Origin of the sequence: Kitasatospora sp. NPDC048296, from assembly GCF_043201815.1 — a bacterium.
In the GTDB taxonomy this organism is placed as follows: domain Bacteria; phylum Actinomycetota; class Actinomycetes; order Streptomycetales; family Streptomycetaceae; genus Kitasatospora.
On record NZ_JBICZB010000087.1, the window covers coordinates 14449 to 28592 of the forward strand.

Annotated in this window: 12 protein-coding genes and 1 riboswitch; of the genes, 7 read left to right on the plus strand and 5 right to left on the minus strand. The window is 72.0% G+C overall.

Annotation, left to right across the window (positions count from 1 at the left end; genetic code table 11):
- Window positions 1-162: 162 nt before the first annotated feature.
- Window positions 163-819, plus strand: coding sequence for a hypothetical protein (locus ACGF12_RS33390; protein WP_393038580.1), 657 nt, complete (start codon window positions 163-165; stop codon window positions 817-819).
- A gap of 70 nt (window positions 820-889) precedes the next feature.
- On the opposite strand, the gene ACGF12_RS33395 is transcribed toward ACGF12_RS33390, so the two are convergent.
- From ACGF12_RS33395 to ACGF12_RS33405, 3 genes are all read right to left on the minus strand, one after another.
- On the minus strand, window positions 890-1567 hold the full coding sequence (locus ACGF12_RS33395; RefSeq protein ID WP_393038583.1) for a YoaK family protein: 678 nt from the start codon (window positions 1565-1567) through the stop codon (window positions 890-892).
- 46 nt (window positions 1568-1613) lie between these two features.
- Entirely contained in the window at window positions 1614-2348 is a 735-nt protein-coding gene (locus ACGF12_RS33400; RefSeq protein ID WP_393038586.1) for an MgtC/SapB family protein, read from the minus strand.
- A gap of 103 nt (window positions 2349-2451) precedes the next feature.
- Window positions 2452-4116 (minus strand): NRAMP family divalent metal transporter, encoded by a 1665-nt coding sequence (locus ACGF12_RS33405; protein WP_393038589.1) that lies wholly within the window; start codon window positions 4114-4116, stop codon window positions 2452-2454.
- A 358-nt stretch (window positions 4117-4474) separates the two neighbouring features.
- Window positions 4475-4651, minus strand: a riboswitch (M-box (ykoK) riboswitch).
- 227 nt (window positions 4652-4878) lie between these two features.
- Here ACGF12_RS33405 and ACGF12_RS33410 point away from each other — a divergent pair.
- Together ACGF12_RS33410 and ACGF12_RS33415 are read left to right on the plus strand one after the other, a co-directional pair.
- The gene (locus ACGF12_RS33410; RefSeq protein ID WP_393038620.1) at window positions 4879-5214 is read left to right on the plus strand and encodes a BlaI/MecI/CopY family transcriptional regulator; all 336 of its coding nucleotides are present in this window, start codon (window positions 4879-4881) and stop codon (window positions 5212-5214) included.
- Window positions 5211-6095, plus strand: coding sequence for a M56 family metallopeptidase (locus tag ACGF12_RS33415; protein WP_393038596.1), 885 nt, complete (start codon window positions 5211-5213; stop codon window positions 6093-6095). Before ACGF12_RS33410 ends, ACGF12_RS33415 begins: the two co-directional genes overlap by 4 nt.
- A 259-nt stretch (window positions 6096-6354) precedes the next feature.
- Here ACGF12_RS33415 and ACGF12_RS33420 read toward each other — a convergent pair whose 3' ends face one another.
- On the minus strand, window positions 6355-7425 hold the full coding sequence (locus tag ACGF12_RS33420) for an NlpC/P60 family protein (RefSeq protein WP_393038599.1): 1071 nt from the start codon (window positions 7423-7425) through the stop codon (window positions 6355-6357).
- Window positions 7426-7756: 331 nt separating this feature from the next.
- Here ACGF12_RS33420 and ACGF12_RS33425 point away from each other — a divergent pair, with 331 nt between their 5' ends.
- From ACGF12_RS33425 to meaB, 3 genes are read left to right on the plus strand one after another with little or no spacing between them, the layout of a single operon-like run.
- On the plus strand, window positions 7757-9664 hold the full coding sequence (locus tag ACGF12_RS33425; protein ID WP_393038602.1) for a methylmalonyl-CoA mutase family protein: 1908 nt from the start codon (window positions 7757-7759) through the stop codon (window positions 9662-9664).
- A complete protein-coding gene (gene scpA, locus ACGF12_RS33430; RefSeq protein WP_393038605.1) occupies window positions 9661-11865 on the plus strand; it encodes a methylmalonyl-CoA mutase in 2205 nt (734 codons plus the stop codon). The genes ACGF12_RS33425 and scpA overlap by 4 nt, the downstream gene beginning before the upstream one ends.
- Before the next feature lie 12 nt (window positions 11866-11877).
- A complete protein-coding gene (gene meaB, locus ACGF12_RS33435; protein ID WP_393038608.1) occupies window positions 11878-12864 on the plus strand; it encodes a methylmalonyl Co-A mutase-associated GTPase MeaB in 987 nt (328 codons plus the stop codon).
- Window positions 12865-12943: 79 nt separating this feature from the next.
- Here the strand turns inward: meaB and ACGF12_RS33440 are convergent, their stop codons facing one another.
- Window positions 12944-13420 carry an ATP-binding protein gene (locus tag ACGF12_RS33440; RefSeq protein ID WP_393038611.1) on the minus strand — a complete coding sequence of 159 codons (477 nt, stop codon included), beginning with the start codon at window positions 13418-13420 and terminating at the stop codon, window positions 12944-12946.
- Between the two features lie 227 nt (window positions 13421-13647).
- Here ACGF12_RS33440 and ACGF12_RS33445 point away from each other — a divergent pair, with 227 nt between their 5' ends.
- The gene (locus ACGF12_RS33445) at window positions 13648-14052 is read left to right on the plus strand and encodes a helix-turn-helix domain-containing protein (protein ID WP_393038614.1); all 405 of its coding nucleotides are present in this window, start codon (window positions 13648-13650) and stop codon (window positions 14050-14052) included.
- The last annotated feature ends 92 nt before the right edge of the window (window positions 14053-14144 follow it).

The window sequence follows — 14144 nt, forward strand, 5'->3', positions numbered from 1 at the left end:
TCCAGCCTGCCCGGGCGGGCGGCGCCTGCCGGGGGCCGAACGTCCCGGGTGGTGAGGTCGGTGGCACGACGAACGGGCACCACTCTTGTGCGCGGGGGGCCACCGGGTGGAGATTGGGTGATGAAACCCTGTACGTCCCCACGCCCTTGAGGAGTCCTCACCGTGCCCAGCACACCCCGCTCCGCCCGGCCCGCGTCGCTCCCGCGGCGAACCGGCCGTCAGCTGCGGCGGGCCTTCGGCACTCGGCACGAACCGCTGGTCCGCCCGCTCGACCGCGCCCGGGCCCGGGCCTGGCTGCTCGCGATCGTCGGCGGGCTGGTGGCGGTCGCCGTCTCCGTGCTGGGCGCCCTGCTCCTCTACCGCTCGACCGCGCCGCAGGCCGCCGACGACCGGGTGCGGCTGCACCGGGTGAACGCCGTGGTCGCCGCCCTCCCCGACCACGGCGCCGTCACCGGCAGCCGCTTCACGGACGGCTACAACAGCCGGATCGAGGTCCCGGCCGCCTGGAACTACCCTGCGGGCACCGCGCACACCGGCACCGTCGAGGCCCCTCGCACGGCCGTCGCCGGCACCGTCGTCCCGATCTGGGTCGACCCCGCGGGCACCCCCACCGCTCCCCCGGCCAACCGCGCCTCCCTCGCCGTCTCCGCCGCCTGCACCGGCGCGGGCGCCCTCCTCGCCCTCCTCGCGGTGCTCACCCTGGCACTGCGGCTGCGACTCCACTCCCTCGACCGCCGTGCCGAGACCGCCTGGACCACCAGCTGGGCCCGCCTTGAGCCGCTCTGGAGCGGCCGCGCCGGACACCGCCGCGAGGATTGAGGAGCCGCCCGCTCCGGAAGCCTTCGCGCCCCCTCAGCCGTTCGGCGAGGGGGCGCGAGGGTGTTCGGCCTCAGAGGCGCTCGGTCCAGGCGGGCGCCGGGGTGGGCTTGCCGGCGTGGTGGGTGAGGACGGCCACCGCGACCAGCAGGGCGAGGGCCAGCGCCAGCGCGGTGGGGACGTTGGCGTGGAGGACGAGGAGCGCGCCGAGCAGGGCGCCGGCGAACATCCAGACGACGGAGGCGATACGGCGCAGGCCGGTGAGGTCGGCGGCGAGGGCGGTGATGGTCATGGTGAGCACGGTGGTGGTGAGGTCGGGGACCTTGAGCGAGCGGACCACCGCGTTCTGGCCGCCCATGGCGAGAGCGAGCATGCCGATCAGGGTGTAGCGGGCGGGTTCGGAGCCGTGGCCGATGACGGCCGCCAGGACGGCGCTCGCGGCGACCAGCACCGCCTGGGCGGCGACGGCGGCGGTCAGCAGCCGGCCGCGGTGGCCGGGCAGGTGCCGGGCGAGGTGGCCGCCGGCCAGGGCGCCGAGCAGGAACACGGTGAGGGCGGCGAGTGAGGCGGTGGCGGAGAGGTTCGCGGCGCCGGCCAGGGCGAAGCCGAGGAAGACCACGTTGCCGGTCATGTTGGCGACGAAGACGTGCCCGAGTTCGAGGTAGCTGACCGCGTCCACCACCCCGGTGACCACGGTCAGCACCAGCAGCATCGGCACCAGCGGCCCGTGCTCGGGGTCGGGTTTCAGCATCGGGCCTCCCAGACGGTTCGCGTGACGGTCCTTCCGTTCTACTCCCTCAGGCGAGCGCCGGGCTGCCGGACTCGTCCGACTCCTCGTCCAGGTGCCAGTGCAGGTCCCGTACTCCGGGCTCCAGCGACAGCCGGGTGACGACCTGCTCCAGGGCCGGGGTCACCTGCCCGGTGATCGCCACGGTGGCGCGCAGGCTGGTGGCGTCGCCCTGTTCCGTGCGGCGGGCGCGCAGGCCGGTGGGGGCGAGGCCGGAGGCGGCCAGGGCCTGGAGCAGCAGGGCGCGGATGTGGGTCTCGGACTTGCGGTCGCACTCCAGGTGGACGGTGGCCCGGCAGGTGGAGTCCGGGTCGCTGCCGGACTGCGGGGCCCGGTCGAGCATCCGGCCGGCCGGGCGCAGCACCAGGTGGACGGCGAGCACGGCGAGCGTGCCGAGGCCGGCGAGCTCCAGCTTGCCGGAGGCGGCCAGCACCCCGACGGCGGCCGAACACCAGAGCGTGGCGGCGGTGTTGAGGCCGCGCACGCCGGCGCCGTCGCGCAGGATGACGCCACCACCGAGGAAGCCGATGCCGGAGACGACGTACGAGGCGACCCGGGTGGGGCTGCCGGTGTCGCCGACCGCCTCGCTGTAGAGCACGAACAGGGTGGCGCCGGCGGCGACCAGGGCGTTGGTGCGCAGGCCGGCCATCCGGGCCCGCCACTGGCGCTCGACGCCGATCAGTGCGCCGCAGGCGACGCCGGTGGCGAGCCGGACCAGGAACTCGACGGTGGTCAGGGTGTGCACGACGGCACCTCCTCCAGAGGAATCACGGGGAACACGGGGAAAGGGCACGGACGGGTGGCGAGCCGCTGCCCACCACCCGTCCGTACGGGCTTCGATCGGTGGCTCAGTGGTTCAGCGCGGTCTGCACGATCTTGATGATGACCATGATCATCGCGATCAGCAGGTACGCGCGCAGGGCGCCCATGCCGACCTTGCGGGCGGTGGACATCACCGGGCGGCTCAGCGTCTCCAGCGGGGGCATCCGCCAGTTCTCGCGGCCGGTGCGGTCGATCGGGTCCTCCTTGGTGCCCTTGCGGCCGAAGGTGAAGAAGTACCCGGCGACCAGCACGCCCGCCACGCCGCAGCCGGCCATGATCCACAGGATCGCGTCCGAGCTGATGTCCGGCCAGACCACGGCCGCGGTCAGGATGAGCGACAGCATGACCAGCACGCCGACCACCGCCGAGGTGAAGGCGTTGGTCTTCGGCCCGTTGCGCCAGGGGCCGAGCACGGCCTTGTCGTTGCAGAGCAGCAGCAGGAAGACCGTCGCGGAGGGCAGCAGCACGCCGGCCAGCACCTGCACGAACTGGGTCATCAGGCCCTGCATGTAGTCGTTCGACAGCAGGGTGATCGCCGCGGCGACCACCACCAGGCCGGCGTAGACCGCGTAGAAGCCCTTGGCACCCTTGACCCCGCGGTGCAGCGAGTGCTTGATGCCGAAGACATCTCCGATGGCGTAGGCGGTGGACAGGGACACCGCGAAGGCGCCGATGATCGAGGCGTCCAGCAGCGCGATGGCGAACAGCACGCCCACCAGGTGCCCGGCCTTGTCCTCCAGGCCCTTGGCCACGGCGGCCGCGTCGGAGAACTGGCCGAAGCCGTCGGTGCCGGCGAAGGCGGCGGCGCAGAAGCCCATCATCGCGGCGGCGCCGATGATCACGATCGCGATGCCGATCCACAGGTCGACCTTCTCGTACTTCATGAAACGCGGCGTGATCCGCTTGTCGATGACGTACGACTGCTGGAAGAACAGCTGCCACGGGGCGACGGTGGTGCCCACGATCGAGACGATGACGAGCATGACGGCCGCGAGCTGGCCGGAACCGCCCGGCATCTGCGGCACCACGAAGTCGTGGGCCATCTGCGAGGTCTTGGGGTGGACCATGAAGTAGATCGGCACCAGCAGCAGCGAGCCCACGCACAGGGCGATGGCGACGCGCTCGAAGCGCTGGAAGGAGCCGGTGAAGGCCGAGGCGATGATGATCGCCGCCGCCAGGATGACCGAGGCGACCTTGGGCAGGCCCAGGTACCCGGCCGCCAGCGTGACGCCGATGAACTCGGTGACCAGGGTCAGCGCGTTCAGCAGGAACAGGTCGATGACGCTGAACGCGCCCCAGAACTTGCCGAACCGCTCCAGGATGAGGCGGGCGTGGCCGACGCCGGTGACGGCGCCCAGGCGCAGCACCATCTCCTGGTTGACGTAGAGCACCGGGATCAGCAGGGCCAGCGTCCACAGCAGCTGGGTGCCGTAGTTCTGGCCGGCCTGGCCGTAGGTGGAGAAGGCGCCGGCGTCGTTGTCGCCGACCATCACGATCAGGCCGGGGCCGACGATCGCCAGCAGCGTCTTGAGCTTCGCGGACAGACCCTGGCGCGGGGCGTTGTCGTCCAGCTTGATGGTGCCGAGCGCGCCCCTGATGTCGCCGACGTGGGCGTCGTCGAGCACGGCGGACTGGGCGGCGGGGGCGGTGGGGACCGTGGGAACCTTCGGGTCCAGCATCACGTTGGTCATGGCGGGGCCTCCCTGCCCTCTTCCTTGAGAGGGCGACAGGGGGCACGCAGCGGCGATCCTCCCTGCGAGCGCACGGCACCGGCTCCGCACGGCGACGCTGAGCGGCGGCGGCCGTGCGGGCATGACGATGCGTCAGGCGGCTTGCGTCCAGGCATGGTTGAGCGCAGGACGAGGCGCCGGGTGAACGCGCAGGAAAGGTTGTTACCGCGTGCCGGAGGTGTTCGAGAGCATGCGGGGGTAGGGGCAACTGTGGCCCGGACTAGGACAGTCCATGTCTCCCACCTCCTCCCGGTCGGGGGCGCACCATCTGTGCGCCGCATCACGACACGGCAAGGAGCACACCGGCCCCGAATGGACCGGTACACCCCAACTCGTCAGAGCTTTGGCACTCCACGGCGTGTCCAGCCTGTCCGGCCGGAAGCCACTTGGGGTCAACCCTTAAGTCGGGAAGACCTGTCCTGAACCTGGGCGTCTCTCGACGTCGTCGGGTCAGTGGCCTGTGTCCGTGAAGACGCCTCACCGAACGAGGTGCCTTTTCAAACCTCCCCAAGCATAGACCCGCCACGACCAGGCCGATCACATTTTCGGCCGATCGTCGACACCTTTGTAGAACCTTGACCAAGCGCGCCACCTCCGCCCTCTCGCGCCCGGCACCCGCCGTAGCATGGGCCGCGTTCCAGCGGGCGAAGGGCGCCGGCGGTCGGTTCGGCAAGGGAGACCACGGCGGTGCTACGGGGGTTCGGCGATCTGGAGGCCGAGATCATGGACCGGCTCTGGTCCTGGGGCCGTCCGGCCACGGTGCGCGAGGTGGTCGACGACCTCCAGCGGCAGCGGCCGGTCGCGTACACCACCGTGACCACCGTCGCCGACATCCTGCACACCAAGGGCTGGCTGCGCCGGGACAAGGTCGGCCGCGCCTGGGTGTACGAACCGACCTGCACCCGCGAGGTGTACACCGCCGAGCTGATGCACCAGGCGCTGGAGACCACCCCGGACCGGGCCGGCGCGCTGCTGCGCTTCGTCGACCGGATCAGCGGGGACGAGGCCTCCGCCCTGCTCGCCGCCCTCGAACAGGTCAAGGCCCGGGACGCCGAGTGACGCTCGCCCTGCTCGGCCTCTACCTGGCCGTGACCGGCGTCCTGCTGCCCCGCCGGCTGGCCGGCTCCACCCGGCTCCAAACCCGTCCGACCCTGGGCGCGGCGCTGTGGCTGGCGTTGATGGCCTCCTTCACCGTCGCCCTGGTGCTCGCCGCGCACCACGCGCTGGAGCCCGCCGCCCACGAGCCGGCCGGGCTGCTCGGACTGCTCCCCCGCCTCGAACCGGCTGGGCCGGTCGTGCCGCACACCCACGGCTGGTGGCTGCCGGCCGCAGCCGGGGCGCTGCTCTCCCTCGCGCTGGCCGCGGTCGGCGCCCGGGCCGGGCGGGCCCGCCGGCGGCACCGGGCGGTGCTGGACGTGGTCGCCGTACGGGACCGGCGCTGGGGCGCGCTGGTGCTGGAGCACGCCCACCCGACGATCTACTGCCTGCCCGGGCGCCGCTCCCGGGTCGTGCTGTCGCGCGGGGCGCTGCGACTGCTCGACGAGCGGCAGCTCGCCGCGGCCGTCGCGCACGAGCACGGGCACATCCGCGGCCGCCACCACCTGTTCCGGCTGCCCGCCGACACCTTCGCGCTGCTGCTCGGGCGGCTGCCGCTGGCCCGGCTGGGGCGCTCCGAGGTGGCGCTGCTGCTGGAGATGGCGGCGGACGACGCGGCGCTGGCGAAGGTGTCGCGGGGCGAACTGGCCTCGGCGCTCTGCGCGTTGGCCACATCCGGTCCGGCTCCGGGCGGATCCCTGGGGGTGGCGTCCACCGGGGTGCTGACCCGGGTCCGTCGGCTGGCGCGGCCCGGCGGCGGCCGGCAGCGCCAACTGGCCGGGTGGCTGGCGGTGTCGGCCCTGCCGGTGCTGCCGTACCTGCTGGCCTGCGCGCCGCACCCGTAGGTCGTTCCACCAGTGCCCAGCGGCGGCGCGGGTACGCCCCGGCCTTCTCGCGTCTCGGGGGTGACCGGGACTACCGCCGCGGGCGCCCGGGTGATCGCGGCCGGCGCTGTCGGAGCGCCCGGCCACCCTCTGGGCAACGTTTCGACCGGTCCGCTCAGTTGAGGCCGCTTCCGGCCGGACGGAACGTCCTCCGATCGTTCTGCGGCCCCACCCCGACGGCCGCCCGCAGGGGTTGACGGGGCCGCCGGGGCGGAGGGGCTTACGGGCGGACGGCGCCGACGTAGGGCATGGCGTCGATGGGGAGGACCTCGACGTTCTTGCCGGTGCGGGGGGCGTGGATCATCTTGCCGTCGCCGATGTAGATGCCGACGTGGTGGATGTCGCCGTAGAAGAAGACCAGGTCGCCGGGCTGGAGGTCGGCGCGGGCGACGCGGGGGCCGTCGTTCCACTGGTCCTGGGACATCCGGGAGAGCTTGACGCCCGCCGCGCGGTAGGCGGCGCCGGTGAGGCCGGAGCAGTCGAAGCTGCTGGGGCCGGTGGCACCCCAGCCGTAGGGCTTGCCGAGCTGGGCGTAGGCGAAACCGACGATGGCGGCGGCGCGGCCGGCGGCGGGCGGGGCCGGGGCGTTCAGGTCGGGGCGCTGGGTGGAGCGGGAGGCGCGGTCGGCGGCGGCCGCCTTCTGGGCCTCGGCCCTGGCCTTCTCCGCGGACTGCTGGGCGTTGACCTTGGCGCGGTCCTCGGCGCTGAGCTTGTTGAGCATGGCCTGGGCCTGGGCGAGCCTGGCCTGGATCTGCTTCTTCTTCTCGGCGAGCTCGGTGCCGACGGAGTCCAGCTGGGCGAGGGTGGCGGTAGCCTCGGTGCGGTCCTGGTCGAGCTTGCGCTGCTCCTCCTGGGCCTGCTTGAGCAGGGCCGTCTGGGTGTCGGCGACCTGGTTCTGCGCCGAGGCGCGCTCCAGGTAGGCGGCCGGGTCGGAGTCGAGCATCAGCTGGACGGACGGGTCGATGCCGTTGCTGCGGTACTGGTCGGCGGCCACCCCGCCGAGCCGGGTGCGCAGTTCGTTCATCGCCTCCTGGCCGCGGGCGACCTTCTCCTGGATCTTGTTGGCGTCGCCCTGGAGCTTCTGCTGCTTGTCCTGGAAGCCGTTGTACTGCTCGATGGCCTGCTCGGCCTCCTCATTGAGCTTGTCCACCTGCTCCTTGACGGTGGCGAGGCTCGGGGCGGGCTCGGCGTGGGCGGTGCCGGAGGCGAGCACCGCGCCGCCGGCCATGGCCGTGGTGAGGACCGCCAGGCGGGCCCGGCTCGGGGGGCTGGGCTTGCGGCGCTTTCCCATCGCGGTGGGATCTCCTTCGGGGGACGCAAAGGGGACGACGAAGAGCGGGCAGGGGCGTACGGGGGATGCCGCCCCTGCCCGTCTTCTTCGAAGTAACTTAATAGATGAGTGGCGGGGTTCCGCAATCCCCCTCATCCGGGCACTGTCGGGCGATCGATCGCGTACTGTGGCACCGGCGTTGCGTCACCCGTCGCGCCACCCCGTGACACCTGCCTTGACACCCGTTCTGACACTCGTCACCCAGCGGAGTGCTAAAGCTTCGCCAAATCGAGAACAAGGTCACATGCAACTCCCCTCCTGCGGGTATGCAAACGGGCGCTAACCTGCGGACATGAAGGTCCCGCCCGAAGGGCTCCCCCTCGCTGCCGAGTTCCCGGCCGCGCACCGTGAGCAGTGGCAGCAGCTCGTCGAGGGCGTGCTGCGCAAGTCCGGTGCCCAGCCCGAGGACGGCGCCGCCGCCGAGCGGGCGCTCAGCACCGCACTCCAGGACGGCCTGCGCGCCCGCCCGCTGTACACCGCCGAGGACAGTGCGGCCGAGCCCGGCTACCCCGGCTTCCCGCCGTTCGTCCGCGGCGGGCGGCCGCAGGGCTCCGCCGTCGCCGGGTGGGACGTTCGGCAGCGGCACGCCGACCCCGACCGGCGGCGCACCAACGAGGCGGTCCTCGCGGACCTGGAGAACGGCGTCGGCTCGCTCTGGTTGGAGCTGGGCGCCGCGGGCCTGCCGGTGACGGCCCTGCCCGAGGCGCTCGCCGGGGTGTACCTGGACCTGGCCGCCGTGGCGCTCGACGCCGGCCCCGAATTCGCCGACGCCGCCGAGCAGTTGTTCAAGCTGTACGAGGAGCGCGAGGTCTCCCCCGCCTCCGCCGCCGGCAACCTCGGCGCCGACCCGCTCGGCCTCCAGGCCCGCACCGGCGACGCCGCCCGCACCGACGCGCTGCTCGCCGCGGCCACCGCGCTGGCCGCCCGCTGCGCCGCCGACCACCCGAACGTCCGGGCCCTCACCGTCGACGCCCTGCCGTACCACGAGGCCGGCGCCTCCCCCGCCCAGGAGCTGGGCTGCTCGCTGGCCACCGGCGTCGCCTACCTGCGCGCGCTGACCGCCGCCGGGCTGTCGGTGGACGAGGCGCTCGGCCAGCTGGAGTTCCGCTACGCCGCGGACGCCGACCAGTTCCTGACCATCGCCAAGTTCCGTGCCGCGCGCCGTCTGTGGGCCCGCGTGGCCGAGGTGTCCGGCGCCTGTGCCGAGGCCTCGGCGCAGCGCCAGCACGCCGTCACCTCCCGGGTGATGATGACCGCCCGCGACCCGTGGGTGAACATGCTGCGCACCACCATCGCCTGCCTGGCCGCCGGGGTCGGCGGCGCCGACGCCGTCACCGTGCTGCCCTTCGACAGCGCGCTCGGCCTGCCGGACGCCTTCGCCCGCCGGATCGCCCGCAACACCCAGTCGATCCTGCTGGAGGAGTCCCACCTGTCCCGGGTGATCGACCCGGCCGGCGGCTCCTGGTACGTCGAGCAGCTGGGCGAGGAGCTGGCGCGGGCCGCCTGGGCCTGGTTCCAGGAGATCGAGCGGGCCGGCGGCCAGCGCGGTGCCCTGGAGTCCGGTCTCATCGGCGAGCGGATCGCCGCGACCTGGGCGGAGCGGTCCGTGAAGCTCGCCAAGCGGCGCGAACCCGTCACCGGCGTCAGCGAGTTCCCGCACCTGGACGAGCAGCAGCTGGTCCGCGAGCCGGCCCCGGCCGGGCACGTCGGCGGCCTGCCGCAGGTGCGCCGCGCCGAGGCGTACGAGGCGCTGCGCGACCGCTCGGACGCGGTGCTCGCCGCCACCGGCGAGCGGCCGAAGCTGTTCCTGGCCTCGATCGGCAGCGCCGCCGCGCACACCGCGCGCACCACCTTCGCGGCCAACCTGTTCCAGGCCGGCGGCATCGCGACCGGCACGCACGAATCCCTCGACCCGGCGGCCTTCGCCGAGGCGTTCACCGCCTCCGGCGCGACCGTCGCCTGCCTGTGCTCCAGCGACGCCCTGTACGCCGAGCACGCCGAGTCGGTCGCCGCCGCGCTCCGGGCGGCCGGCGCCCAGCGGGTGCTGCTGGCCGGGCGGCTCGCCGAAGTACCCTCCGGAGTGGACGAGTTCATCCATGCCGGCGGGGACGCGGTCGCCGTCCTGACCTCCCTGCTGGACCAGATCACCGGTGCGAGCAGCGCCGACGAGAACGCCGACGAGGACGAGGTGGCGCGATGATCCCCGACTTCACCGGAATCGGGCTGGACGGCGACGCCGCCGCCGACGTCACCGACGCCCAGTGGCAGTCTGCCTGGCGGCAGTCCACCGGCAAGGACGTCGACGAGCTGGTCTGGGACACCCCCGAGGGCATCGGCGTCAAGCCGCTGTACACCGCGGCGGACCTCACCGGTCTGGACTTCCTGGAGACCTACCCGGGCGTCGCCCCGTACCTGCGCGGACCGTACCCGACCATGTACGTCAACCAGCCCTGGACCGTCCGCCAGTACGCCGGCTTCTCCACCGCCGAGGAGTCCAACGCCTTCTACCGCCGCAACCTGGCGGCCGGCCAGAAGGGCCTCTCGGTCGCCTTCGACCTGCCGACCCACCGCGGCTACGACAGCGACCACCCGCGCGTCACCGGCGACGTCGGCATGGCGGGTGTCGCCATCGACTCGATCTACGACATGCGCCAGCTGTTCGACGGCATCCCGCTGGACAGGATGTCGGTGTCGATGACCATGAACGGCGCGGTGCTGCCCGTCCTGGCGCTGTACATCGTCGCGGCCGAGGAGCAGGGCGTCCCGCCCGAGAAGCTCGCGGGGACCATCCAGAACGACATCCTCAAGGAGTTCATGGTCCGCAACACCTACATCTACCCGCCGCAGCCGTCGATGCGGATCATCTCGGACATCTTCGCGTACACCTCGCAGAAGATGCCCCGGTACAACTCGATCTCCATCTCCGGCTACCACATCCAGGAGGCCGGTGCGACGGCCGACCTGGAGCTGGCCTACACCCTGGCCGACGGGGTGGAATACCTGCGCGCGGGCCTGGACGTGGGGCTGGACGTGGATGCCTTCGCGCCGCGGCTGTCGTTCTTCTGGGCGATCGGCATGAACTTCTTCATGGAGGTCGCCAAGCTGCGCGCGGCCCGGCTGCTCTGGGCCAAGCTGGTCAAGCAGTTCGACCCGAAGAACCCCAAGTCGCTGTCGCTGCGCACCCATTCGCAGACCTCGGGCTGGTCGCTGACCGCCCAGGACGTGTTCAACAACGTGACGCGCACCTGCGTCGAGGCGATGGCCGCCACCCAGGGCCACACCCAGTCGCTGCACACCAACGCCCTGGACGAGGCGCTGGCACTGCCCACCGACTTCTCCGCCCGCATCGCCCGCAACACCCAGCTGCTGCTGCAGCAGGAGTCGGGCACCTGCCGGGTGATCGACCCGTGGGGCGGCTCGGCCTACGTCGAGAAGCTGACGAACGACCTGGCGGCCCGGGCCTGGCAGCACATCCAGGAGGTGGAGGCGGCCGGCGGCATGGCCAAGGCGATCGACGCGGGCATCCCCAAGATGCGCGTCGAGGAGGCCGCCGCCCGTACCCAGGCCCGGATCGACTCCGGCCGCCAGCCGGTGATCGGCGTCAACAAGTACCGGGTCGAGAGCGACGAGCAGATCGACGTGCTCAAGGTCGACAACTCCGCGGTGCGCGCCCGGCAGATCGAGAAGCTGCGCCGGCTGCGCGAGGAGCGGGACGAGGCCGCGTGCCAGGACGCGCTGAACGCGCTGACCCGGGCCGCCGAGGCCGGTCCGCAGCGCGGCGGTTCGCTGGACGGCAACCTGCTGCACCTGGCCGTCAACGCGGCCCGGGCCAAGGCCACCGTCGGCGAGATCTCGGACGCCCTGGAGAAGGTGTACGGCCGCCACTCCGGCCAGATCCGTACCATCTCCGGTGTGTACCGTGACGAAGCCGGCCCGTCGGCCCCCCTCCAGCGCACCCGGGACCTGGTCGAGCGGTTCGAGCAGGCCGAGGGCCGCCGCCCGCGCATCCTGGTCGCCAAGATGGGCCAGGACGGCCACGACCGCGGCCAGAAGGTGATCGCCACCGCCTTCGCCGACCTCGGCTTCACGGTGGACGTCGGCCCGCTGTTCCAGACCCCGGCCGAGGTCGCCCGCCAGGCCGTCGAGGCGGACGTGCACATCGTCGGCGTCTCCTCACTGGCCGCCGGGCACCTGACGCTGGTGCCGGCGCTGCGGGCCGAACTCGCCGAGGCGGGGCGCGAGGACATCACCATCGTGGTGGGCGGGGTCATCCCCCCGCAGGACTTCGACGCCCTCTACGAGGCCGGTGCGGCCGCGGTCTTCCCGCCCGGCACCGTGATCCCGGAGGCCGCCTACGACCTGCTGAAGTCGCTGGCGGCCGACCTCGGCCACGAGCTGTGATCGCCTGATCGTATGCCTCCGCGGACGATCGACCTCGACAGCTATGTGACGGGTGTCCTCGACGGCTCGCGCGCCTGGATCGCGCGCGCCGTCACCCTCGTCGAGTCCACCCGGCCCGACCACCGCGCGCTCGCGCAGCAGTTGCTCCAGCGGCTGCTGCCGCACGCGGGCGGCGCGGTCCGGGTGGGCATCACGGGCGTGCCCGGGGTCGGCAAGTCGACCTTCATCGACTCCTTCGGCACGATGCTGACGGGGTTGGGCCACCGGGTCGCGGTGCTCGCCGTCGACCCGACCTCGAGCCGGACGGGCGGCTCCATCCTGGGCGACAAGACCCGGATGGAGCGCCTCGCCGTCGACCCTGCCGCCTTCGTCCGGCCGTCGCCGACCTCGGGGACGCTGGGCGGGGTCGCCAAGGCCACCCGGGAATCGATGGTGGTGATGGAGGCGGCCGGGTACGACGTGGTGCTCATCGAGACGGTGGGTGTGGGCCAGTCCGAGACGGCCGTGGCGGGGATGGTGGACACCTTCCTGCTGCTCAGCCTGGCCCGGACGGGCGACCAGCTCCAGGGCATCAAGAAGGGCGTGCTGGAGCTGGCGGACGTCATCGCCGTCAACAAGGCGGACGGCCCGCACGAGCGCGACGCGAAGGCCGCCGCTCGCGAACTCGCAGGTGCCCTACGCCTGTTGCAGGCTCCCGATGCCGCGTGGACTCCCCCGGTCCTGACCTGCAGCGGCCGCGACGGCGCCGGGCTGGACGTGCTGTGGGAGCGCCTGCAGCAGCACCGCAAGGTCCTCGACGCAACGGGCGCCCTGACTGCCAAGCGCCGGGACCAGCAGGTCGAGTGGACGTGGTCGATGGTCCACGACCAGCTCTACGCCCGCCTGCACGAACACCCCGAGGTCCAGCGACTCACCCCGTCACTGGAAGCCCAAGTCCGCGCTGGCACCCTGCCGGCCGGACTGGCCGCGCAGCAAATCCTGGACACCTTCTTCGGCTAACGGTCACACCCCGACACGAAGCCGGCCACCACCGCGGCCGAGAAGAGCACCCACCACACGAGCCGCCCGACGGTCGCCACTACGCCACCTCACAGAGCGAATTGAGATTCTGCGCCGTGCCCCACCCATGCGTGGGGCACGGCGCTTCGCTGGTGTCCAGATACTCGAACCACACCACCTTGCCCACCTCAGCCGGGTACCAGCCCCACGCATACGCCAGCGCCTCCACCAGCAACAACCCACGACCGCCGGTCGATTCAGCATCACGCTCCCGATGCGGGAGCTCCGGACACCGATCAGCAACCTCCAACCGCACCCGCCCGGCACGGCGGCGGACGGTCACGACACAGCGCTCCTTGGTGTGCACCAACGCATTGGCAATCACCTCGCTCGCACACAGCTCGACTTCCTGCAGCGCGTCATCAGTGAGCGGCACCTCCCACTCCCGCAGGATCGCCATGACAAGCCGCCGCGCCGGCGGCACAGCATCGGCCCCCGGCGGCACACCCCACTCCAGCGGTACCGGAAATCGAGCATTGCTCAGTGGACTGACCACCACAGAGACCCTCCAAGCCAGCCGGGCAGGTAACTGCCAGCGCAGCGCCGGGCGTCGGTGTCTCGGTAGCTGTCGAGGCACCGACGCACAAGCGATTCCTTACCGTCAGTCAACAATCCGTCACAGCCGTGAGACCATTGATCATGCGACGTCCGCATACGGGTATGCGGACGTCGCATCGGAGTGCGTCCGTTGAGGTGGTAGCGCTTGTAGCGTTAGGAGGGCTGTTGAACTGGAATTCGGCAGTGGTCCGGGAGGCGTCCCGGACTGGGAACTACGGCAAAGTCATCGAGCTGGCGCGAACCCATCGGCGCATGACGCAGGCGCAGCTGGGTGAAGCGTGCGGCCTGTCGCAATCTGCGATCTCACGTTTGGAGAAGCGGGGCATCGGCCCGTATGCCATGGATGTGCTGCTGCGGGTGTCGCAGAACTTGGGCATCCCAGCTCCCCTGCTCGGGTTGGCAGAATCCACAGTGCAGGCAAGAATCGGAACTGAGAGCGTGGAGAGACGTCAATTTCTGGGAGCAGCAGCGGCATTCGCGGTATCGCCCGCGCTCGCAGTCGTCGCCGGTCCCACCGACGAGGCCGAGCAACAGGCTGCTGCACTCCGACTTGCCACAACGTCCTACTGAAGTTCCCCCCTGATCTTGGACAGCGGTTGCTTACGCTGCGGGGGTGAAGTCGCGCTGCAGTCTGGCTCGGGTTTCGAGTGGGGTGAGGTACC